General features: G+C 35.5%; 20 protein-coding genes. 5 read left to right on the forward strand and 15 right to left on the reverse strand.

All coding sequences use genetic code 11. The annotated features are described in order from the left end of the window. Nucleotides 1–553 precede the first annotated feature (553 nt). From polA to ytpR, 4 genes are all read right to left on the reverse strand, one after another. Nucleotides 554–3217 carry a DNA polymerase I gene (polA, locus tag HMPREF9257_RS05280; protein WP_006418471.1) on the reverse strand — a complete coding sequence of 888 codons (2664 nt, stop codon included), beginning with the start codon at nt 3215–3217 and terminating at the stop codon, nt 554–556. Nucleotides 3218–3671: 454 nt separating this feature from the next. Then, the gene (gene murC / locus HMPREF9257_RS05285) at nt 3672–5012 is read right to left on the reverse strand and encodes a UDP-N-acetylmuramate--L-alanine ligase (RefSeq protein ID WP_040466734.1); all 1341 of its coding nucleotides are present in this window, start codon (nt 5010–5012) and stop codon (nt 3672–3674) included. A 9-nt stretch (nt 5013–5021) separates the two neighbouring features. Next, a complete protein-coding gene (locus tag HMPREF9257_RS05290) occupies nt 5022–5567 on the reverse strand; it encodes a hypothetical protein (RefSeq protein ID WP_006418558.1) in 546 nt (181 codons plus the stop codon). A 34-nt stretch (nt 5568–5601) separates the two neighbouring features. Further along, nucleotides 5602–6231: a YtpR family tRNA-binding protein gene (gene ytpR, locus HMPREF9257_RS05295; RefSeq protein WP_006418339.1), complete on the reverse strand. Its 630-nt coding sequence runs from the start codon at nt 6229–6231 to the stop codon at nt 5602–5604. Nucleotides 6232–6472: 241 nt separating this feature from the next. Here ytpR and HMPREF9257_RS05300 point away from each other — a divergent pair, with 241 nt between their 5' ends. The 3 genes from HMPREF9257_RS05300 (at nt 6473) to trmB (ending at nt 8451) form a co-directional block, all read left to right on the forward strand. After that, nucleotides 6473–6835, forward strand: a complete 363-nt coding sequence (locus HMPREF9257_RS05300; RefSeq protein WP_006418321.1) for a hypothetical protein — start codon at nt 6473–6475, stop codon at nt 6833–6835. 52 nt (nt 6836–6887) lie between these two features. Continuing rightward, entirely contained in the window at nt 6888–7679 is a 792-nt protein-coding gene (locus HMPREF9257_RS05305) for a phosphotransferase family protein (protein ID WP_006418245.1), read from the forward strand. Between the two features lie 124 nt (nt 7680–7803). Further along, nucleotides 7804–8451 carry a tRNA (guanosine(46)-N7)-methyltransferase TrmB gene (gene trmB / locus HMPREF9257_RS05310; RefSeq protein WP_006418403.1) on the forward strand — a complete coding sequence of 216 codons (648 nt, stop codon included), beginning with the start codon at nt 7804–7806 and terminating at the stop codon, nt 8449–8451. Nucleotides 8452–9084: 633 nt separating this feature from the next. Here trmB and HMPREF9257_RS05320 read toward each other — a convergent pair. From HMPREF9257_RS05320 to HMPREF9257_RS05330, 4 genes are all read right to left on the reverse strand, one after another. Next, nucleotides 9085–9810, reverse strand: a complete 726-nt coding sequence (locus tag HMPREF9257_RS05320; RefSeq protein ID WP_176686275.1) for a nuclease-related domain-containing protein — start codon at nt 9808–9810, stop codon at nt 9085–9087. Nucleotides 9811–9817: 7 nt separating this feature from the next. Next, on the reverse strand, nt 9818–9943 hold the full coding sequence (locus tag HMPREF9257_RS09520; protein ID WP_006418149.1) for a hypothetical protein: 126 nt from the start codon (nt 9941–9943) through the stop codon (nt 9818–9820). Nucleotides 9944–10392: 449 nt separating this feature from the next. Further along, nucleotides 10393–12207 carry an oligoendopeptidase F gene (gene pepF, locus HMPREF9257_RS05325; protein WP_006418277.1) on the reverse strand — a complete coding sequence of 605 codons (1815 nt, stop codon included), beginning with the start codon at nt 12205–12207 and terminating at the stop codon, nt 10393–10395. Nucleotides 12208–12266: 59 nt separating this feature from the next. After that, nucleotides 12267–13298, reverse strand: coding sequence for a competence protein CoiA family protein (locus HMPREF9257_RS05330; protein ID WP_006418361.1), 1032 nt, complete (start codon nt 13296–13298; stop codon nt 12267–12269). A 351-nt stretch (nt 13299–13649) separates the two neighbouring features. Here HMPREF9257_RS05330 and HMPREF9257_RS09145 point away from each other — a divergent pair, with 351 nt between their 5' ends. After that, complete coding sequence (locus HMPREF9257_RS09145; RefSeq protein ID WP_006418468.1) at nt 13650–13799, forward strand: hypothetical protein; 150 nt, start codon at nt 13650–13652, stop codon at nt 13797–13799. Between the two features lie 26 nt (nt 13800–13825). On the opposite strand, the gene HMPREF9257_RS09655 is transcribed toward HMPREF9257_RS09145, so the two are convergent. The 3 genes from HMPREF9257_RS09655 to spxA form a co-directional block, all read right to left on the reverse strand. Next, nucleotides 13826–14002 (reverse strand): helix-turn-helix domain-containing protein, encoded by a 177-nt coding sequence (locus tag HMPREF9257_RS09655; protein ID WP_142977863.1) that lies wholly within the window; start codon nt 14000–14002, stop codon nt 13826–13828. Between the two features lie 203 nt (nt 14003–14205). Then, nucleotides 14206–14949, reverse strand: a complete 744-nt coding sequence (locus HMPREF9257_RS05345; RefSeq protein WP_006418207.1) for an adaptor protein MecA — start codon at nt 14947–14949, stop codon at nt 14206–14208. 201 nt (nt 14950–15150) lie between these two features. After that, the gene (spxA, locus tag HMPREF9257_RS05350; RefSeq protein ID WP_006418159.1) at nt 15151–15549 is read right to left on the reverse strand and encodes a transcriptional regulator SpxA; all 399 of its coding nucleotides are present in this window, start codon (nt 15547–15549) and stop codon (nt 15151–15153) included. A 411-nt stretch (nt 15550–15960) separates the two neighbouring features. Here spxA and trpS point away from each other — a divergent pair, with 411 nt between their 5' ends. Beyond that, a complete protein-coding gene (trpS, locus tag HMPREF9257_RS05355) occupies nt 15961–16944 on the forward strand; it encodes a tryptophan--tRNA ligase (protein ID WP_006418283.1) in 984 nt (327 codons plus the stop codon). 108 nt (nt 16945–17052) lie between these two features. Here trpS and HMPREF9257_RS05360 read toward each other — a convergent pair whose 3' ends face one another. The 4 genes from HMPREF9257_RS05360 to HMPREF9257_RS05375 all read right to left on the reverse strand — a co-directional run bounded on the left by HMPREF9257_RS05360 (nt 17053) and on the right by HMPREF9257_RS05375 (nt 24225). Continuing rightward, entirely contained in the window at nt 17053–17448 is a 396-nt protein-coding gene (locus tag HMPREF9257_RS05360; protein WP_040466698.1) for a hypothetical protein, read from the reverse strand. A gap of 275 nt (nt 17449–17723) precedes the next feature. Next, on the reverse strand, nt 17724–20048 hold the full coding sequence (locus HMPREF9257_RS05365; RefSeq protein ID WP_006418224.1) for an AAA family ATPase: 2325 nt from the start codon (nt 20046–20048) through the stop codon (nt 17724–17726). A 25-nt stretch (nt 20049–20073) separates the two neighbouring features. Further along, the gene (locus tag HMPREF9257_RS05370) at nt 20074–22056 is read right to left on the reverse strand and encodes an AlwI family type II restriction endonuclease (RefSeq protein WP_006418429.1); all 1983 of its coding nucleotides are present in this window, start codon (nt 22054–22056) and stop codon (nt 20074–20076) included. Further along, nucleotides 22057–24225, reverse strand: a complete 2169-nt coding sequence (locus HMPREF9257_RS05375) for a Dam family site-specific DNA-(adenine-N6)-methyltransferase (protein ID WP_006418606.1) — start codon at nt 24223–24225, stop codon at nt 22057–22059. Between the last annotated feature and the right edge of the window lie 132 nt (nt 24226–24357).

Here is a 24357-nt window from a genome sequence, read left to right on the forward strand (position 1 = left end):
AACGTTTGTTTTTTGTCGTTTATGTAATTATTTTCCATTACAAGCCAAGAATAATCTCAGGTATTTTCTTTACTTTCTTGGCTACTCAAGCACAAAATCCAAATCTTTCCTCACTTATATATCCACTAAAGAACAAACCTAGATTCTTTCTTTACTTCAGCACCAACTAAAGAAATACTCTCTTCTACCGAGCTCCAACCACTGCCTCAAGCACCAAACCTTACCAGCACCCTCTCCCTTCTCTTCTTTTCTTTCTGATTGAATGTAAAAAGGCTTCAACAATCCATGCCAGTCGCACGGAGAATGGACTGGCGCACATCAAAGACTTGGCAGCTTGCCTGCTTAGTCTTTGAGTAGCCAGCCAAGTCCTTCAATGGGCCCGCCCATTGAAGGACGATTCCGCGACCTGCTTGGGATTGTTCGAAACCTTATATTTACTCAATTTTCTTTAATTTTGTCACTACTACCTTTTGCCAGCAATCACTATATTACTTTAATCAGTACTCACATTTGCCGGCACAAACCCTCTGACGACCTGCCACAGATTTTTGTCTTATTTCAACTCATACCAGTCGTTGGCTTGATTGTATTCCACCTTGAGTGGCACATCCAATTCCACACAGGATTCCATAATATCCGGCACCAAATCTGACAAGACTTCCATCTCCTCAGCCGGCCCTTCCAAAATCACCTCATCATGGACAGACAGCAACAAACGTGACTGCAACCCTTTTTCATCCAAAGCATCCTGAATCCGCACCATGGCAATCTTAATAATATCCGCTGCCGTTCCTTGAATCGGCGAATTCATGGCCGTCCGTTCGGCAAAGGACCGAATATTGAAATTGGAAGCATCGATATCAGGCAAATAACGACGACGCTTGAACAAGGTTTCCACATAACCCTTTTCCTTGGCCTCCGCCACAATATCCTCCATAAACTGGTGGATATCGGGATATTTTTCAAAATAATTCTCAATAAAAGCCTTGGCATGTTTCCGGGGAATATTCAAGTTGTTGGACAAGCCGTAATCAGAAATCCCGTACACAATCCCAAAGTTAACCGCCTTGGCTTGGCGACGTAGGTTGGCATCAATCACTGTGTCAGGATCCAAACCAAAGACCCGGCGAGCCGTAGCCTCATGAATATCTTCACCCGATTTGAAGGCTGCAATCATATGCTGGTCTTGAGCAATATGGGCCAGGACGCGCAATTCAATTTGGGAATAATCGGCCCCAAAGAGTTGCCAGCCTTCATGGGCTGGCACAAAAGCCTGGCGGATGCGCCGACCTTCTTCGATCCGGGCCGGAATATTTTGCAAGTTAGGGTCTGCCGACGATAGTCGACCCGTTTGAGTTAAGGTTTGGACAAAACGGCTGTGGATTTTGCCGTCTTCCTTGATATAAGTCGGTAGACCGGCTAGATAAGTCCCTTGAAGTTTGGAAATTTGCCGGTATTCCAGAATAGCGGGAATAATTGGGTGTTTATCGGCCAATTTCTCCAAGACATCCGCAGCAGTAGAATAACCGGTCTTGGTCTTTTTTATAATTGGTAATTCTAATTTTTCAAAAAGAATCACACCTAATTGTTTGACCGAGTTAATATTGAACTCTTCTCCCGCTAAGTCATAGATTTCTGCTTCCATTTGGGCTAAGCGTTCAAGTAAGGCTTGGTTCTTGTCAGCTAAAATTTGGGCATCGACTTTAACCCCTTGGATTTCCATCCGAGCTAGGACTCGGGCTAGGGGCATTTCAATGGTTTGATAAAGGTCCCACATATGAAGATCTTTTAATTGTTGGGTCAAGGGTTCCACTAAAAGACCCATAGCCTTGACCTTATTGGCTAAATGGTCATTTAATTCAGCCGAGTCAGGGACGGCTTGTTTTGCCCCCTTACCATAAACAGCTTCATCATATTTAACTAGGCTTGGCATGTCATTATTGGTTAACATATCGGCCAATTCTTTGGCTAGGTGGGTATCGATTAGATAATTGGCAATCATAATATCAAAATCAATTCCAGCTAGGTCTAAACCAGCGTTGGCTAAAATAACTTGGTCCCGTTTAGAATCAAAAAGAATTTTTTGATTAGAGGCATCTGCCAACCATGCTTTGAAGGCAGGGCTTTGAATGGCTTGGTCCCAATCAGCTAAGTAAATCTCATGACTGTCAAGGTCTTGCCAAACCAGGCCAATGACTTGGCCCATATGATAATTTTCTTCCAACATTTCGATATAGAGGGCTGCCCGGTCAGGAAGGTGATCAGCCTGAACTTGATCGACTTCAATCACTTGATAAAGCGGTAAATCTGCTGGTACTTCCTCGGCTTCAGCTTCCAAGCCAGTTTGGGCTTGCAATTGCGTTAAGAAGGAATTGAATTGCATTTGCCGGTAGAAATCCATTAACAGATCCGTTTGTTTTCCTTTATAGGCAATATCTTCGAGATTTTTTTCGAGGGGGACATTGGTAATAATCTCAGCCAGGTCCCGGCTCATCAAGGCATTAGCTTTGTCGTTAATTATATTTTCTTTCATCTTGGAAGGCTTCAATTCATCCAAACGGTCATACATTTCAGCCACCGTATTAAATTGATGGAGTAACTTGAGGGCCGTCTTCTCCCCAATCCGGGTAATACCGGGATAATTATCGGAAGAATCTCCCATAAGCCCCTTCATTTCAATGATTTGTAGGGGTTCCAGGTCGAACTTCTCCCGGATAACTTCAGGAGTATAGGCTTCTAATTCAGAGACTCCCTTGCGGGTAATATAGACCGTAACATTATCAGTCGCCAACTGAGTCAAGTCTTTATCGCCAGAAATAACAATCACTTCATCATCGGAATCGGCTTGACGGGATAGAGTTCCAATAATATCATCGGCTTCATAGTCGGCCATATCGTAGTATTGAATACCGTAGCCATCTAAGAGGACCCGGAAATAAGGCAACTGTTCCTTGAATTCGGATGGAGTCTTTTGCCGGTTACCTTTATATTCCTCAAACTGTTTGGTCCGGAAGGTAGGTCCAGGTTGGTCAAAAGCCACTAAAATATGGGTTGGTTGAAACTGGTCTAGAATATTTTCCAGCATGCGGTTGAATGAGAATAAGGCATTGGTGTGGAGGCCGTCCTTATTTTTAAAGCGTTCTAGGTCCAGAATGGAAAAGAAGGCCCGGAAGGCTAAGGATGAGCCATCCAAAAGCACAATTTTCTTATGAGACATGAGTCTCCTCCTTTTTTATTTACAAATTAAATCATTAAAAGTCTTCCCTCTTATTGTAACGTGAAATGGCTGCTTTGTCCTTAATAGTGTTCAAAATAAATAAATTGATAGGGTTGCCATTCTTTCGTCGGACAAATAATTTTTGTAGTCCTGTGCATTAAACCAATACAAGCCACAAAAGATAAAGCAATTATGCATTCAGCTAGGCTAAAATACAAAATAAAAAACTGTGCATTAAACTATGCCAATGCACAAAATCTAAAACAAGTATGTATTCAGTCAAATTAATGCACATAAATCAAAACAATTATGCGTTCAGATAAATCAATGCACAAAAGCCAAAGCTATTGAACTTTTAGCCAAGACAAGCCACAAAAACTCAAGCCTTTGCTTCAAAAAATCCCTACCAGCAGGCAGGGCCACTTGGAGGGATTTCATGATAATTTTTGTCAGTTTATAGACTGGTCTTATTCAATTGGCTGTAGGCTTTCTCAAATTGTTTAGAAAGTTCATCAATGTCACCGGCGCCCATGAATAAAAGCACTTCATCGGTATAGTCCATCAATGGTGACAAATGTTGGTTGGATATAATTTCCACGTTTTTAGGGACTTTGGCCGCCAAATCTTGGATGGTCACCGCCCCGTCATGTTCCCGGGCAGAATGGAAAATATCCACCAAGTAGACATCATCGGCCAGACTTAGAGCCTTACCAAATTCGTCTAACAAGGCGATGGTCCGGCTAAAGGTATGGGGTTGGAAGACCGCTACGATCCGTTTATGCGGGAATTTTTGTTGGGCCGCATCAATGGTGGCCCGAATTTCAGATGGATGGTGAGCGTAGTCATCAATCAAGGTTAAATTATTCACCTTGCGGGCAGAGAACCGCCGTTTAACTCCAGGGAAGGAGGCAATATGTTGGGCTACTAAGTCCTTATCAAAGCCTTCAAGGTTTAAGACAGTGATTACAGCCAAGGCATTGAGGATATTATGTTGACCAAAGGCTGGTAAGACGAAATGATGGTAGAATTCACCATTAATATAGACATCAAATTGTGAACCTTCAGGGGTCCGTTCAATCTTATCCGCATAAACTTCATTGTCATGACTGAAACCATAAAAATGAACGGGTACCTTTGCCTCTAACTTACGCAGGTATTCATCTTCACCACAGGCAATTACCCCCTTATGGGTTTGGTTGGCAAAAGTTTGCATGGCATCAAAGACCGCATCAATTGATGGATAGAAGTCAGGATGGTCAAAATCGACATTGGTAATAATGGCATAGTCAGGTGAATAGGCCAAGAAGTGATGACGGTATTCACAGGCTTCAAGGGCGAAGTAGTTAGCCGCTTCATCCCCAAAACCAGTTCCATCACCAATTAGGTAAGAAGTTGGTTGAATATGGCTGACTACATGGGACAAAAGTCCAGTAGTAGAGGTTTTGCCATGAGATCCAGATACGGCGATTGACGTATAATTTTTGATTAAGTCGCCTAGGAATTTATGGTAACGGTAGATTGGCAGACCTAATTCTCGAGCCTTAACTAATTCAGGATGGTCATCACCAAAGGCATTACCAGCAATGATAGTCAAACCTTCTTTAATATTATCGGGGCTGAATTCAAACATTGGAATGCCTTTATTTTCTAATTCTTGTTGGGTGAAGAAATACTTGCCAAGGTCAGACCCTTGTACCTTATATCCTTCTCCGTGCAAAATTAAGGCCAAGGCAGACATACCTGACCCTTTAATCCCTACAAAATGATAGGTTGTATTTTTATCCATTGATGTCATCTCCATAATTTAATCAAAACGCAAAAAATCATCTGCGTCTTTACTTAATCTTTGTGCTAAGTGGCGTAAGTTCTGGTCAACCGGGTCGACCGGTGCCTGATAAGGCTTAGGTAACTTGGTAGGTTGAAAGGCTGTTTTTGGCAGTTCAACAGCTTGATAAGAGGTTTGGTAACTTGACTTGGGCGAAGCTTGACCCTGAAAGCTCGGTTGGTACTGGCTCTTTTGACTCGCCTTTCCCACGCCTTGACTTTGGTCTTGGACCCGTTCTAATTGATCTAAGGCCCGATCAACTTTCTCTTGGGGCGTGTGGTTATTTAAGAAAGGAACTTTATAGTCCTTATCCTTGGCCCCTTCTTCTGCCTTCAAGTTATTTTCGCGTTTAAGCTTAAGTTTTGGACTGGTTGGATGCGGTTTTTTCTGATTACTTCCTTGAAAAGCCGGTTTAAAACTAGACTTGGTAGCTGTTTCTTGGTCAGTCCGCGGACGGGATTGATAAATAGGACTTTTGCGTTTTTTTGCGGTATCTTTATGAAAGACTGGTCCTTGGTAATCCATAAGTCCCCTCCTTTAAGTGTAAATGAATGGGTGATTATTTTTGGTAAGCGGCCACGACTTGATCTAACGGTGTGCCTGGCTCGAAGGAATCATCTAATTCCCAAATCCCCGGTAAATCCTCGATTTGAGTCAAACCGAGTTCACGAGTTGAACAAATCATACCCATAGAGTCAACATTTCGTAATTGACCTGGCCAAATGATTTTGCCAGAAGGCATCACGGCACCAGGTTTAGCCACAATAACTTTAAGTCCTTGGTCAATATTGGCCGCACCACAGACAATTTGTAAACTTTCATCTCCTACATTGGTTTGGGTAACAGACAAATGGTCTGAATCTTCATGTGGACGACATTCCTCCACATAACCAACCACAAATTTAGGACTATTATCACTTTCAATTTGAGTGTCAAAGCCAGCCGCTTGAATTAAATCGTTAATTTTAGCTACTTGGTCGTCAGACAAGTTTACTTGACCTTGACCCTCTAGGTTTAAGTCTTCAGCTACATTAAAAAGGTTAATGGCCTTAACTGTTTGACTTTTCTCGTCTCTAATAAGGGTTACTTGCCCCTTACTTTCAACTTGGGCTTTATCACGGTCTAGTGGACCGACTGTTAATAAAAGTACATCCCCTAATGCTTGAGGATTGTAAAATGCTAACCACATGGATATAACTCCTTTTTTGTTCTTTTCTTTGCTTTCATAAACTAGAATCTTACCTAATTTTATGCACCTATCATTTTTACACAAAGACCTAGTAAAAGCAATCATGTCACTTCTTTATTTTAACTTATTTATGACGATTTTTTACCGTTTAAAAATAGAAGCCTTGATCTCCCCGCTTAACTCCCTACCGCCTTTATGGTAAAATTATTAATACCAAAAAAATATTAAAAGGAGTCGAACCATGTCAAATCAAACCCGTGATAATATATTGGGTGGCGTGCTTTTAGCCACTGGTTTAATTGTTGGTGCCGCTGCTGCCTTATTCGTTAAACAAAATCAACCCTTAAATGCTGGCTTAGTTTTAAAAGAAATTAAAGCCGATTTTGCTAAAGAAGGAGCCATTGAAGGTTCTTGGATTGACTACGATGCCATTGAATATCCTGTTTATACTAGCAAGCCCCTAGTTTATATGGGAGGAATTACCCGGAATGAAGCAGACCGCAAAGCCTATTATCAATTTGCGGCAGATATTTATACTGGTGAAGTCCTAGATGTTTACGAAGTAAATCGCGAAAATTTCGCAAATAGTGTTGACCAAAACTAAAAGCATGATAGAATAATTTTTATGTCTTATTATTTGTAGAAAGGAGCTGGCCATGTTTAACCAAGAACAGGATTGGGAATTTCATCCCCTATCCGGTGGTTCCGGTGAAGCCTTTATGGGCGTTCGTAAGGATGAAAAAGTCTTTTTTAAACGCAACGCTTCTCCGATCATTACGGCCCTTTCTGCAGAAGGAATTGCCCCTAAATTAATGTGGACCCAACGGACTTACTCAGGCGACACCCTCACTGCTCAACAGTGGGAAGACGGTCAAGTCCTAGAACGAGATGATCTATTTAACCAACGAGTGATTGATTTAATCCGGCAAATCCATGATTCCGATCACTTGCTGATGACCTTAAAACGGGTCGGCGAAGTTGAGAAAAAACCCTTGGATTTTATTGTGGATTATTATGATGACCTACCCGCCAAACTCCAATCTAACCAATTAATTAATTTAATTGTAGATACTTTACGCGACCAAGTGGATGATGATTTTTACCAAGTGTCTTATCGGGTTTGTCATGGTGACCTCAACCACCATAATTTCTTGTTAACCCATGATGACCACCTATACATGGTTGACTGGGAGAATGTCTGTATTGCCGATCCCGTCTCTGACCTAGCCAAACTAATGGTGATTTCTTTTCCACCTTCCCAGTGGAGTGACTGGCTAGCAGCCTACGGCCAAGATATGTCTGGTTCTTTCTATAAACGGATGTGCTGGTATAGTCAGGTTGCTTGTTTAAGTTTTATTAAGCAATACTATAATGAAGACCGGCCTTACCAAGTTAATCAAATGATTCTTAACCTCAAAACCATTCACCAAGAAGCCAAAGATTTATAAAATCCTTGGCTTTTACTTTGGAAAGATTCTGTTGACTGTTGAAATTTTTTAGATAGTCTCTGGGATTTCCCCTATAGTTCTTAATTTCTCGTAATCAATTTTCATCACAAAGGAGTACTGACCCATGCGCTTACGCAACAAACCCTGGGCCAATGATCGCATCAAAGCCCATCCCCAATATGTCCCTGGTCAACCTGAACAACTTAAAGGCCAATGGCAAAGCCGTTTTGCCAAAAACCAACCCCTTCATATTGAAGTCGGTTCAGGCAAAGGCCAATTCATTGTTGAAATGGCCAAAGCCCATCCTGACATCAATTATATTTCGATTGAAATTCAAGCCTCAGCCTTAGTCTCCATCCTAGATAAGCAGATTGAAGAAGACTTACCCAACCTGCAGATTCTTTTAGGTGATGGTCGTAACTTAACCGAATATTTCGCCCCTGGTGAAATTTCCTTAGTTTACTTGAATTTTTCTGATCCTTGGCCTAAGAAAAAACATGCCAAACGGCGCTTAACTTCGCCCTACTTTTTGGCCCAGTATGAGGGCATCCTCCCTACCGGCGGTCAAATCCATTTCAAAACAGACAACCGGGGCCTCTTCGAATATTCTTTGGCCGCGATGTCGCAATATGGTATGATTTTGAATCAAGTCTGGTTGGACTTACATGCCTCAGACTTTGAAGGCAATATCATGACGGAATACGAAGAAAAATTCTCCGCCCGTGGCCAAGTGATTTATCGTTTGGAAGCGGCTTTTAAAGTAGGAAAATAAAATAATCGAATGCCTTATGGCCTCCAAGTTTGGTTTCTTTGTCCTGCTTGGAAGCTTTTTTGTTTGGGATGGATTATTCTTTGCTTAGCACCCAAGTATAGAAAATTTTTTAGTAAGTTCTTTACTTGACTATCAAGTGTGGAAAACTTGGCTGTTTTTTCTTTACTTGACTATCAAGTGTGGAAAACTTGGCTGTTTTTTCTTTACTTGGTCATCAAGTGTAGAAAGCTTGGCTGTTTTTTCTTTACTTGGTCATCAAGTGTGGAAAACTTGGCTATTTTTTCTTTACTTGGTCATCAAGTGTGGAATACTTGGCTTGTTTTTTCCTTACTTGGTCTTCAAGTGTGGAAAACTTGGCTGTTTTTTCTTTACTTGGTCATCAAGTATGGAAAACTTGACTTTTTTTCTTTACTTGATCATCAAGTGTAGAAAACTTGGCTGTTTTTTCTTTACTTGGTCATCAAGTGTGGAAAACTTGGCTATTTTTTCTTTACTTGATCATCAAGTGTAGAAAACTTGGCTGTTTTTTTCCTAAGTTAATAAGTATGTATATATAATATTCCAAACTCATCACCTAACTTGAAAATAGATTATTTTCTTCACTTTTCTCAATTGATGTCAGTAATATACACCCTAAATATTTGCTTTTACACGAGCATAAAGATAACTTTGACTGACACTCTCTTTCAAAAACCTTTGTAAATCATTCATATTAATTTTACCAGGAAATAATAACTGATAATCACGGATATTCATATCGACCACTTCCCGCTTAGTCAACTGTTGACCACAGGGACAAAGTACTGTCTGACGTCCAACACTCACAATTTTTTTATGACAATTTGGGCAAACTAAGCCAGGTACCATTCGGTTAAAATCTGATTTATGTTTAATTTCAAGAAATACCGGCTGTTTAATAGCATTCTTTGTAATCCAACTCTCAATAATTTCTATTCTTCGTTCATTTTCATCCGCCATCTCCTTCATTTTTCTTACGATAAAACTTAGTTGATTACGTAAAAAATAATCGATTCCTAGATTATTTTGTCCTCTCACATAACAATCATCATTTATAAACACTAAATACGAAAGCAACTGACAGTCAATTTTGCTATTAATTAAGCTAGTTTCAATTTGATTGGTATCACGTTTTAACTTAAAGAAAATATCTGGAATATGATAACCATCACTCCGAACTAAATGATCACCTGCAATCGTGAAATCATCCGCATAATTTTTGACATCTAATATAAATAAATGACTGCCACAATTCAATAAGATATCTACTTCTAAATAATTAGAAAAACGGAACCAGATATTGGGATGAACCCTCCAATTAGTTGGTATTAATCTTGACAAAATTGTCTCAAACTTCAACTCCCCCCTCATACCCACTTTGAAGACGCAACAAGTGCTGACGTTCTTTTTTATCTAGATGGGAATGACGCTGTAGAGCTTCAAAATATTGTAACTCATAACTTTTTGTTTTCATTTTATACCTCCTATTTATAAATACAAAATTTAAGACGAATTCCGTGTCCTAATTTTAAATTTAATAGAAGTTTGAGCTAATTTTCCTTTATTTATTGGGTTAGTCAAGAATATTTTCTTTGAAATAATAACAAGTGTAGAAAATTTTTTAGTAAGTTCTTTACTTTAGGTTTTACTATGTAATTATTTCCTTACTTTGACTAAAACAAAGAATCTACAGCTATTTTTCCTCACTTAATACTAAAGTAAAGAATCTACAGCTATTTTTCATCAGTTACATATAAACTAAAGAATTCCTTCCACACTTAGCATACAAGTATGGAATCCTCCTAATAGTTATTTCAAAAATCATTCGAGATTTTCAAAACTCGAATGGTTTTCACCTATATTCAACTCCAAATAAAGAAGCTCCCCACCAAACGGGGAGCTTTCTATATATAATCCTACAAACTATTTATTCTTCCGAATCAATTCTTCGAATTCGTTCAAGCGGCATTCGAAAACATCCAAGGTATCATTGATGAATGTAGCTTGGGTCATATCTACGCCAGCCGTCTTCATGGTTTCTACTGGATAGTCTGAGTTACCAGACTTCAAGAAGCCTTTATAACTTTCCAAGACAGCAGTGTCGCCGCTCAAGATCTTATCAGAGAAGGCAGTTGCGGCAGATAAACCAGTGGCATATTGGAAGACGTAATAGTTGTAGTAGAAGTGTGGAATCCGAGACCATTCAAGGCCGATTAATTCGCCAGAATTTACAGCATCACCGTAATATTTTTCATTTAATTCACGATAATTTTTGCTTAAGAAGTCGGCGGTTAAAGGTTGACCCTTAGCATCGGCTTGGTACATGAAGTGTTCGAATTCAGCAAATTGGGTTTGACGGAAGACGGTGCCCTTGACGCCATCCAAGAAGTGGTTCAAGACATATAATTTCACTTCTTCATTGTCAGCATATTTTTCTAATAAGTAAGCTGTCAATAAGTTTTCATTGGAGGTTGAAGCAATTTCCGCTAGGAAAATTGGGTATGAACCATATTCGTATGGTTGGTTATGATGGGTTAAGTATGAGTGGGCAGAGTGACCTAACTCATGAATCAAGGTATACATTGAAGAAATGTTATCTTGCCAGTTCAACAAGATATAAGGGTTAGAGTCATAAGTACCAGAAGAATAACCACCTGAGCGTTTACCCTTGTTTTCATACACATCGATCCATCGTTCGTCAAAAGCCTTTTGGATAATTTCCAAGTAGTCCTCACCCATTGGTTTCAAGGCTTCGAAGACGATTTCTTTAGCTTCTTCGAAGGTAAAGGTTACCGGTGGTTCACCTAATAATGGCGTATACAAGTCATACATTTCCATGTCATCTAGACCAAGAATTTCTTTCCGTAAAGCAGTATAACGGTGTAATAAATCTAAACGTTCATTGACCGTATCAACTAAAGTATCATAAACAGACTCTGGCACGGAGTTTGAGAATAAGGCAGCCGCGCGGGCAGATTCGAATTTGTGTACTTTAGCATTGAAATTATTATGTTTAATTTCACCACTTAAAGTAGAGGCTAAAGTATTCTTGAATTGGTCATAGATTGAATAGAATTTTTCAAAGGTATCTTTCCGTACGCGACGGTTGGATGATTCTAATAATTTACCATATAGACCATGAGTTAATTGAACCTTATTGCCTTCAGCGTCTTCCACTTCTGGGAAAACAAAGTCGGCATTGTTCAAGAATGAAAAGGTGTTAGCTGAAGCATTTAAAGCTTCAGAAGCTTGAGCTAAGATCAATTCCTCATTTGGCGATAAGACATGGTCGCGACCTAAGGTTTCAACTTCCAAATAGTGCTTATAATCTTGTAAACGGGCATTTTCAGCGATGAATCCGTCTAGTTTTTCCTGTGGAATCGCTAATAATTCGGGTGTTGAATAAGAAATTGTTTGGCCAAATTCAGCATATAGTTGGGCAGCCTTGGCTTCCATTTCTTGATAATTGGCGTCGGTAGAGTCTTGGTCATGCTTCAAGTGCGCATAAACGTAGACATTGGACATTTTGCGCGCGATGGCAAAGATATCATCCAAGACCTTAGCTAATTGTTCAGCAGAATCTGCTAAAGTACCTTGGTAAGAAGCTAAACGCTCAAAAGAATCTTTAACTGCGGCAAAGTCCTTTTCTTGGTCAGCATCAGAAGCATACATGGTAGTTAAATCCCATTTATATTGTTCTTCAATTTGTTCACGTGTTACTACTTTATTTTCGGACATGAATCCAACTCCTTTATTAAGTCTAATACATTAATTTTAGCACAGATTTTAATCAAATGCTAAGAAAGGATATTCTTTAATAAATCCACAGCAGCCAGTACATAATCTACTATTAATTGATCTTGGTCAATCACGAGACCACCCCCTTCAAGCCGTAAATAGTCCTTTTTCAATAATAAATAAAAAAATTCTAATGCACTTTGGTAGTCCCCTATCTTATAGTAATAGGCATACAACCAGGCTAAAGTCAGCCAAGCCGGTTCTGCCGTTACCAATCCAATCCAGGCCTGGTCAAAGATCTGTGCCGGCAAGTCATCTAAGTTTAAGCCTAAATGATAGAGAAAATTTATTAATCGACTTAAAGCCCGATTACGGATACCAAAACGTTTCTGATAAATGATTGACTGACCGGCAGGTTTAACTTTTAGAAAATAGGGCTGACCTTTCCCTATGTCAGCCAAAAATTTTCCTTTCTTCAGACGACTAATAAAGTTGCGGCAAGAAATTTCCCAGAGATAAGACGCCTGGTCTCTGGGGAAAATCAAGCCCGGTACGGTTAAGACTTTTACTTGACGGTGGCTTAAATCCAAAGCCAACCAATAATAAGTTTTCCCTTGCTTGGCTAGACACCGCTTTAACCATGCCTTCAATTTTTTATCTTGAAAAACCATCTCACTCAAAAACCAATAAGCTTGATAACCCGCTTGGTGATAATTACTTTGACGATATAATAAATCCTTGCGGCCAATTTTAGCATACTGAAACTCGAAAATTAAGCGATTATTAACCCGTAAATCAGCAATGAATTGTCCGCCTAAAACAGGCACTTCCATCTGGGACAACAAGCCCATTTCTTTACAAAGAGACCACATAAATAATTTCGAAGCTTGGTGACCAACACTCTCCCCCAAATGCTTTTGACTTAAGTCTTGACCACAAGGATAGGTATGCGCAAAAAAGGCCCGCCCTTTACGATTCCTTTTCCAGACTAAATTCTGCCCACAATGAGGACAAGAAATTGGCGTTCCGTCGGCCTTTCTGTAGTTCTGGGCGTAAACCAAGTCCCCATCCCCATTCAAACCAGCATACATATAGATCCCCCCTAATAATAAATACAAACATTAGTCGGAAATCCTTTTTAATTTTTCGTATTTAGGCTTTTTCGCTTGGCTAAACAAGGTAGACTATAGCTGAAATTAAAGTAAGGAAGACTTGTCATACAAGAAACCCCATTTCTATTAGATAAACTAAATGCTGCCAGCTACCGTAAGTTAAAGCTCTTGGACCATGACCTCTGGCGGTATTGTTTAAGATCGATTAACGTCGGTGGCAAGCTTGCTTAAAGCGCTGGTCAAGTCTTTATTGAAGGAATCCTTGCCAATGTTATGGTTAACATTACTATTCTGGGATCCATCCAGTTAAAGAAGTAAGCTGCAAAAATTATGTTTATCCTCGCTATCATTGGTTCTTTTGTCTTCTTCGGTTTTGAACACGTGATTGCTAACTTTACCTATTTTCCTATGACTTTCTTTACGGGTGGTCCGAGTCATTTATCTGATTTAACGATTCCTACAGCCCTTTTCCATCTGTAACTCAAGTTCGTATTCAAGTTCTATAATCAGTTGATTCGCTTGTTAGGTTTAGATGATGACATGATGGGTGGTCTTCCTTTCGGGCGAGACAATCCTTCAATCCCTTGCGAAAGATATATACTGCGCCAAGTCGCAATCATTGAGGGATTATTTATCCCAAGTTCATTAGCCAGACTTTGATAGGCATTGACCCACCGCCTTATCTATTGAGTATTCTTCATCTTGTATTTTTTAGCTAACGGTTTGTATCCAATCGTATCCGAAAGATATTCTGCGACGACTTTCATTTTGAAATTTAAGCTATATTTAGCCATACAAAGATCCCCTAAAGTTGGATTTTTTGGTCCAACTTTAGGGGGGCAGTACATATTATAAATTTGGTCTTTCAAATATTAAATTAATTTAGTTAAAATTTATCAGCAAAGAAAGTTATAGCATCCGTCTTGCGGATTAAACGGCCATGTTCTTGTAAATAAGCTTCAGATACAGTCACATCTTGACCATAATCAAACATTTTCAAAATAATCAAATGAAGTTGAGTATCATTTACCGCTTCAGACACCTCGTCTAAGGCTAAATAATAGGATTCAGACATATAATATAGATTAGATGTCATATCATAATCAACCATATATTTTGCTAAGCTAATAAAGTCGTTAATTGTTTCAAAGCGAACAACAACATCCTCATTGGGTCTAAAATTCTCGTTTTCTTCCAGGTCTGTCTCATTTAATTCCTCAGAAAACTCTTTTTTTAGATAGTCAACTAAATCAAAATTTTCTAATTGCTCTTTATTTGACAATGACTCTTGATCTGTTTTTTTAACGGATGGAGAGTCCTCTTTATCTTCATCTTTCTGTTTAAAAAGATGATTCATCATCTCTTCTGAGAAGAATTCCTCTGGATTTTCAAAGTTATTCCGAGATATATACAATTCTAAGCCTTTTTTATTCGGAATGACTTGAAACGTTACCGCTTCTGACTCGCGGAAATGTCGGTCAACATCAACTTCTTCCAAAATTGAATAAAAGAAACGCTCTATATTTTCTTGACCACTCACTAAGTCTAAGAAATTGACGCCCCTTTCATCTAAGTCAACCGCATCAATTGAGACTTTAATTAGATTGTCATTAATTCTTTCCATTTCCATCCATGTCACCTCCAAAGTTACCATCTTTATTATACCCTTTTTGAGTACCAGTAACTATTTAAATGTACTTTGAATTGTAACAGACTATAAAATGAATGCAAGTCATACTTACTGTATCATAATCAAGTCAAGAGAATAATAATCTAACAAAAATAAAAAGCCCGGAGATCCAGGCTTTTTAACGATTTAAATAAATAATTCTTAGTCGTTTACCAAAGCTCTTGCACGTTGTAATTCACGAGCACGAACTGATCTCGGTAAGAAACGACGGATTTCATCTTCATTATAGCCAATTTGAAGACGTTTTTCGTCGAGAATAATTGGACGACGAAGTAAACCTGGTTCATTTTGAACCATTGTAAAGAAATCATTCATTGGTAAGTCGCTTAACTCAACATCTAATTCTGAATAAGCTTTAGAACGTGTCGAAACGATATCTTCAGTACCATTTTCTGACATTTGTAAAATTTCTTTAATCTCATTCACAGTCAATGGCTCAGTAAAAATGTTACGTTCTTCATATTCAATATTGTTTTCTTCGAGCCAAGAACGAGCTTTTCTGCAAGATGTACACGAAGGCGTTATATATAAGGTTACCATAAAGGACCATCCCTTTCTTCTAAAGCAGCCAAAGACAAGTTACTCTTCCTCTTTCAAGGTCAAATAATATTCTAATCATCTTACTTATGGTTACCATTATACACTTATCTAGACCGCTTATCAAGGTATTTTTCCAAAAAATAAATTATGGTAACTTCAAAATTAATTTTTTTAATCAATTTAAGTTTAAAACTATTTTTAAAACACTATATTTATCGCATTTAAAAATAGATATTAGGACTATTAATAATCATTTAAGATTAACTTATAAATAAAATTGTAATAAATTTGCATTTAAACTTCACTAAGATTTCACAAATAATTCTTTTTATTCATATTATTTTCTTGTTTTATTTTCAATGAAAAATAAGCTATACTAAGACATAAGAATCACGGAAATGAGGCCTTTAAATGAAAGAAAACATCTTCTCCGGAGTGCAACCCTCTGGTATTCCTACAATTGGTAACTATATTGGCGCAATGAAAAGCTTTGTGGATTTACAAGACCAATATAATGCAACTTATTGTGTCGTGAACCAACATGCCATCACTGTTCCACAAGACCCAGAAAAATTAAGAAAAATGACCCGACAATTGGCAGCCCTTTATATTGCGCTCGGAGTAGATCCTAAGAAATCTACAATCTTTGTGCAATCTGATGTTCCTGCCCATGCACAATTAGCCTGGATTATCCAATGTTTGACTGGTCTGGGTGAATTAGAACGAATGACCCAATTCAAGGATAAGTCAGCCAAAAATGAAACAGTCAATGCGGGACTATTAACTTACCCTACTCTAATGGTTGGTGATATCGTCCTTTATAAGGCTAAATATGTCCCTGTCGGCGAAGATCAAAAACAACATATGGAATTGACCCGTAACTTTGTCGACCGTTTTAATAGCCGGTTTGGTGGTATTCTAGTTAAACCAGATATTATCACTCCTAAAGAAGGCGGCAGGATTATGAGTTTACAAGATCCAACCTCTAAGATGTCCAAATCTGACTCTAACCCTAAGGGCTTTATTTCATTGATGGATGAACCTAAGACTGTAGTTAAGAAAATCAAGTCAGCTATGACCGATTCTCTGGGTCAAGTTAACTATGACAAAGAAAATCAAGCTGCAATTTCGAATTTATTGGTTATTTACTCTAATCTTTCGGGTCAATCTATTGACCAACTCGTCGCCCAATATGACGGCAAAGGCTATGGTCAATTTAAAACCGATTTAGCCGATTTAGTGGCCAGCTTCCTTGAACCAATTCAAAGCAAGGTTAATCAATTAATGTCTTCTTCTGATTTAACAGATATCCTAAGCGAGGGGGCCAAGAAAGCTAGCCAAACTGCTAATGAAACACTAGCAGAAATCGAAGCAGCTGTTGGTTTACGCTATTAAAGAAACACACGCTTATTAACTAATTTTATCACAGAAAAAAACCAGCTCCGGACCTTCTACCTATGGAGAATCCGGGACTGGTTATTATTATGTCTAATATTATCTTCCTCAATTAGGAATCTCTAGTCCAACCCCTATTGCTTTTACTAGCATAAATAAAATGCCGAGTAAACCAAGACTTGTTAACCCACTGCTTAAATACCATAGATATTGGGTATAGGCTGAGTCAGTCCCTGCAATCGCAAAGACTCCTACTAAGACAGATACTAAGGCTAAGCTAGCTATTCCAGAGAAAAAAAGATTATAGGGTAGACGGTAAAAATCTAGGGTGACTAAAGTAGTTAATTTATTTCTTAATTGATAAAGTATTAAGTAAAAGATATCTGCTAGACCAGGATAGCTAAAAGCCCAAGTCATATAAACTGAAGCAACATTATGGGAAAAGTAACTATAAACTTCATTAAATATTATTAAAACCACCGTCGCAGCAAAATTACAAATCAAAGTACGCTTAAAATGGAGCGTTCAGTTAGGGATTTATGGAAATCAAGTTTAACTGATAGCCTTTAAGCGATACAAAAGAAGAAACGACCATACAAGAGTAGAAATACTCCTGTTTTGTCATTTATTCCCACTCAATATGTCCATTAATATCCTTTTGTATAAATGGCATAAAATCAAGCTTTTTATTATCAGATTTAGCATAATTATCCATTTTATTTCTGTTTATCGGATTTTTTACAAGCATATTGCAAGCATGAAATATTAAACTAAATAAATTAATTCGTTAATTCTTTTCCAACTTTTTCAACCATTGCATTATAATGTCTTTCATCTAGCTCTTTTATCATTTTTAAAATATCATTTATTACCGTTTGGCTACTAGCATCTAAAACTTCAGTATCTAATTCCTCAAGGACATTAATCTTTTTTTCATGAGAATATATGTTTATAAATTTATATACCCTCTCTCTAACTATATCATTATCTTGTCCTGGCAAAGCAGCATTCAGTAGTGCCATTAAATCTGCTCGTTGGTTTGGAAATTTAAAACTCAAAAATGATTCAACAAGTTTTCTTGCAACATTCCCGCAAAAAATCATTTCTTGTTTCGATAAAGTTTTATCTTTCAAAGAATATACCATATTAAAAATATAGTCATATTCGGTGGCTTGTTTTAGACCTTCACCACCATCATTCAAAAAAGCAAATCTCACTCCATTTTCAAATTTATTATCAATTCTATATATACTGTAATTAGGACATTTTTTATCATCAACTTTAATATGTTTTTTATTAAACCATCCAAATACTAATGAAAAGAAATTATAATTGTGTGTCAATACAAATAATTGTTTTGCTTTATCGCATTCAGACTTCATATAAGCATATGCAGAAAATAGTTTATTTGAATCAAAACTAGATATTGGATCATCAATTACAAGAATAGTATCTTCTATTTTTTGCCCATTTTCCTTAATTTTTGTTATGAAATAGATAAATGCTATCGCAGTTTTTTCTCCTTCACTTAAGTTCTTTGCTTCTTCTCTACCATTTCTATATATTTTATATCCTTTTTCATCTTTATCAAATTCTATAGTTATCTCACCGTAGCCTAAAAATTTTTCAAGCTTTTTATTAAATTCCTCAGCTCCCAAAGTTTCATTAGATAGCTTATTTTCTAGTGCTGCATATTCTATTTTCTTTTTATCACATATTTCCTTTATTTTTTTCAAATCATCTTTATATTGTTGCAGTGTCTCTTCTTTGCCATTATATTGCAACTGTTCAATTTGCTCTTGAATATAATGTCGTTCAATACGCTTTTTAGCATCTCTTATAACGGCATCGAAATTAGTAACTTTTTCATTATGCCTGACAATATATGCCTTTATTTTATTTATTACCAACTTCAATTCATTAAAATAATTAATTAATTTATCTACTTCCAATGTATTCCCAAGTTTTTCAAATGGCTTTTTCTGCTTTTCTTTTAAGACTTCAATATAAACATCTATCTCTCTGTTGACTAATTGTGAAATTTTTCTAAACTCAGAATTTTGTTCTTTCACTTGCTCTAATAGTTCATCATAAAAATCACTTTCGTCTATTAAAATTATATCTGCATTAATTTTCAGAGACTCCCAGCTATTTATTGATAAGACAATCTCTGAGTTTAGCTCGCTTAATGCATTGCTAAAATGAGCTTCTAGCTTTTCTATTCTTTCATCACTAATAATAGAACCACAAAACGCACATATTTTTCTATGTTCGGTTTTATGTAAATTCAAACCATTTTCAACCCAAACTGATAATTGAAAATTATTTTTTAATTCTTCTATTACTCTTGAAGTTACAGTTCTATCAATTAATTCACTAGTTTTTTGAATTTCTTTTTGAACATTATCTATACTTAAAATGTCTATCTTTTTTTTAATAGACTCTTTTTTTATTGGTCTTGCTTTTTTGATTACACTATCTAACTCATCATTTCTAATTAAATCACTCTTAGATATAGGGTTATTTTGATCTTTAATCAATGATAAAACTTTTCTTTTATCATAATTCATATAATAGCTATCAGACGTATCTAATAATTGAAAATTGTTTTTTACATTTTTTCCAATATTAGTTAAGATTTTCTGTAATTCTTTTTCTTTATCTTGTAATTCTTTTTCTTTGATTTCAATTTCCTTTAATATCCCTACAACACTTCCATCTCCGTATAATTCATTTTTTAATAAATTATATAACTTCATTTCTTCAATATTTTTTTCGTCTAACAATAATATACTTTTTAAAATTCCATTCCAATCAATATTTTCTTTTATAAAGTCTTCGTTAAATACTTTAATAGATTCAGTTGATATAGGAAACTGATTTTCTGTATATACTACCCTATCTATACAAATCGAAGTTTTAAAGCCATTATATATTTCAGCAATATTCTTTCCATTTACTGAACTAAACAATCTCGATAATGTACTTTTACCTGAACCATTCCATCCGTATATTAAATTATATTGTTTAAATTCATTAATTTTAGAAGAATTGAAATTTTTATATATTCCCAAATTTTCTATTTTTTCAATCTTTGTAATCATAGTATATTTATCTCCATTATATCCACTATGCCTTATACTCTCCAGTAGCCTCTCTTATCATTCCATCATGCCAATCTACCGTTTCTAATGGCATTTCATGATATTTATCAAATACTTCATACAGATACTTATACTTGACCTTATTTTCAATTATCTTCTTGAGAGAATCTGTATCCATTGAAATAATCTTCATACCTGTAATACTTTCTTCATCTCTGGTATATGGGATTATCTTTCTATATCTAAAATCTGAAATCACATTTTTATCTAAGTATGTGCTGACAAAGAGGCTGTAATCGAATGGATTATTAAACTTAATTCTGTAATCACCTAAATGTCTTGAAACAGGTTCCATTTCCATTCTTCTTTGATTAGAGCCATCTGCAAGTGTCGCTTCAAGTAACAAGGAATGCTTTGGATAAGAAGTACATGCTTCATATTCATATATAATGTCTGCATATCCTCCGGTTGCATGTGTCTTAGGTAACAAATTCGCTTCTAATGATAATTTCATGAAATCCAAAATATTCCCCTGTCTTTCGCTTACCTTGTACCATATAATTCCTAAAATATATTCAAAAATAGTAGGTATTGCAGCCTCATCTGTAACAAGTTCTTCAATTCTCTTATCATCACGTTTTTCAAAACAATTTAACAACTCTACAAGTACAGAATCATTAAATTTCTTATCAATCAAAGCATTAAATCTTCTGTATCTTTCATCATTTACATAAGTTGCTGCTTGTTCAGGACTCTTTATGGTGATTCCTAAATCTTTACTTAATGCAGCGTACACTTTACTCATGTCTAACTTGAAAGCTCTTGATATAGTTTCTAAAGGAACATCTACACTAAGATTACCATCTTTACTAAAAGTTTCTTTATACAGAACATCAATAATCTCTTTAAAATAGTATTTTGGAATCATATCCAACTTAACCATGCGATCTCCGAAGATTAATGTATCCGTAATATTAAAATATCTTCTATTTAGATCAAAATAATCAGATAAGGTTGCCATTGCCTTAAAAACATGTAAGTATTTGAAAAATACCTCTTTTAAATCATTTTCATTTGCACAGTTTAAAAATGGACATTGATTATTAATTGAAGTTTTTCCATTCTTCCTTATAACTCCAATATTTGTAGTTTTAAATATTAAATTTCTCCACAATATTCCGGGCTTTTGATTTATATTCTTTGCAGAATTCAGTAGCAATTCATAATCACTTTTACCATCAATGAATATATTCTTTAGAGACTGATATAATTTATAATATGGTTTATCATAATTTCTACTTTTGCGATTCATTCCAATTAAACATATCAAGTTTTCATCAACATCCGAAGTAATAAATTCTTCTCGTGCAAGTTTATAATTGTCCATTTGCATAAGTCTTTTGTAAATTATTTCTTCAAGATTGATTTGCTCTTCTCGATATAATTTTATATCCGAAATAATTTGCTTTGCGCTTTCGTCATCTCTAATTAGCGGAACAAAATAAGTAAATTCCTCGTAGCTTAAAAATTCAAGTTCAGTAAGACATTTTACAACCGCAATGAATGGTCTAACTGTCTTCCCACTTACATCTATACTTGTTTTTAGTAGTTGTTTCAGATATACAAAACTATCTCTATTAATATTAAATGCATTATCAGTTTCAAAAATTCCGCTACTTGTTATTTTAAGCAACTCTCTTCCTGCTTCTGTTATTGATCTATCCTCTGTGATTAGACCAATATCAACTAAACCAGATGTTTTTTCTCTCGCATCTTTATCTTTTCTTTTCGCATCACCTGTTAAGAAGGCTTTGCTTTTCATAAAGTCATAATATTTTTCTTGCAATTCATTATTCCAATTCCAACTTGATTTTTTTATAACTTCATTATAAAACTCATCAAGAAGCAGCAATTGTGCCTCAATTTTTAAATTTAATTTTGCCGTTCTAAAGCTTGTAGTCCCTATAACCCAACAAAAACTTTGATATGGAATGTTTATATTAGCCATCTACTCATTCCTCCAATCCACAGAATAATTAGTAATTAAAACTTCTTCAGATATACTGTTTTTATCTTTTCTATGATAATTACTGTTTGAATAACTTTTATTTAAATAATTGCAATAATATCCTTTACTTTTAATCCAATTATACAAAATATCATTTCTTTTATTTTTACTCTCTAAAACATTCGACAACGCAAAACTAAAGCCTTTTTCATTAGCTTGATCTAAAAATTCAAGCAAAGCTTTTTCATCTAAGTCAGTCCACATCCCATTTTCGTTATATGTTGCATTTGTAATTAAATAAGGAGGATCGCAATAAATAAAAGTCTCCTGAGAAAAATCATCTAATGAAATATCCCTAAAATCCTTTTTCAATAACTGAATGTCCTTGCTTTTCAATTCCTCGGAAAATAATACAAGCTTACTTCTCATCTTAGAATTGAAATCTCTCTTTCCAACAGGAAGATTAAACAATCCTTTTCGATTAAAGCGAATTTGATTATTAAAAGAGAAAACCATCAATACATATAACATTGAATAATCTGTTTCTCCTGCTATGACCTTAGCATTAAAATCATCTCTTAGCTTGAGAAATCTTTCCTTATTGTATCCGGCTAATCCTTTACTACTATTGCAATCATAATAGGAGTAACCATATAACGCGGTATTGGATAAGTGATATTTATCAATAATATTATCTATTTGCTTTAATAAAACATCAGTATCGGTGTCTTTTATAAATTTAATTAAGTCTATCAATTTCTCATTTGAATCATTAAAAATAACCTTTGAAGAAGAGGAATTTATACCAACATTCCCTCCACCAGCAAATAAATCTAAAAATACTTCCTTTTCATTAAATAAAGGTTGCAACTGTTCCAATAGTTTAAATTTCCCACCAATATAATTAAAAGGGCAAGATATATTCATTTTCTTTTTTTCTTCGCTAAATACTTCGCATAAAAACAATCTTTCTTTATTATCTTGTATATCTGATTTCCCAGTTGAAAAACTCTTATAATCCGATTCAAATACAGTTACTTTTCCCTTTTTGCTAAGAATTTTCATAATATCTTCATCCGATATTTTCGCATTGGATCTATCATTTCCCTTGTCTGACATATTGTTATATGAAAGCAAAATATATTTTGCATCAGCATTTTCAATAAGCTCCTCAAATGCTTTTGTAGCTGCAAGCTTACAATAATCACTTTTAAGTGAAGTTCTATCCATCTTTCTTGCAACGCCATAAACTTTAGGTTTTTCCCATCGTGCCACATTTTCAAGTAAATGATATGCATCACAATATTGTCTTGAATTATATGGAGGATCTAAATATAATAAATCTCCCTTAATATTTTTAATTAGTTCATTTGCATCTAGGTTATAACAAACATTATTGGAATTAATAGTTTTTTCAGGCAACAAAACATTCAATACTAAAGGTTTTTCAAAGTCGACATTCTTTCTATATGCATCGTAATGTCCAACCGTATTTGCAATCTTATCCATCGCATATAACAAGGATGTAATCAAAATCGCATATTCCTTGAAATTTATTTCCTTGTTTTTATACCTTATCTCAATATCTTCTCTTATATATCCTATTTTGCTACAATCATCAGCAGAAAAAAAAGTATCTCCAAAATTCTCTCGCATATAGTTCTTTTCTTTTGTTTTTATTTGATTGTATTCATATATTAGTTCAATTATTTTTTTATCTGAGTAATTCTCATACCCAAGCCACGCATAGTTGGAAATATAATTGCTATACAACAAGTCATTTGTAATAAGCATTTTATCCTTAAAAGTATTAGAGACTGCTCCAGTTCCACTAAATATGTCAATGACAATATTTACACCCTTGCAATTTTCATCAACTGTCTTTCTTATAAAATCAGAAAGTGAATATTTATTCCCTAAATATCTTCTGTTATTTATAAAGGATTGTTTTAATCCTAATTTAGCTATTAAATTATCTGTATCATCCTTATCTTGTAAACCATCTTTATGCAAAAATCTTTTTATAGTCTTAACCGTATTTTCATCCCAAAAATATCTTCCTGTTTCACTTCTTGGAATTAAAATATTTTCTTTATCTATTAATTTATATAAATATGACTTAGAAATGTCTAATTCTTTTATTACATCAGTAACATTAAGACTTGCCATAATCATACCCCCTTGCCACATTTTAATCTATTTAGTAGACATTATGGCATATTTTGCCTATTTTTTCTATATTTTTAGTAAAAAACAAGATGCTAATTGCATCAAAAAATAGAGAGCATCAATTTTATAATA

The sequence above is a fragment of the Eremococcus coleocola ACS-139-V-Col8 genome (assembly GCF_000183205.1).
Classification (GTDB): Bacteria; Bacillota; Bacilli; order Lactobacillales; family Aerococcaceae; genus Eremococcus; species Eremococcus coleocola.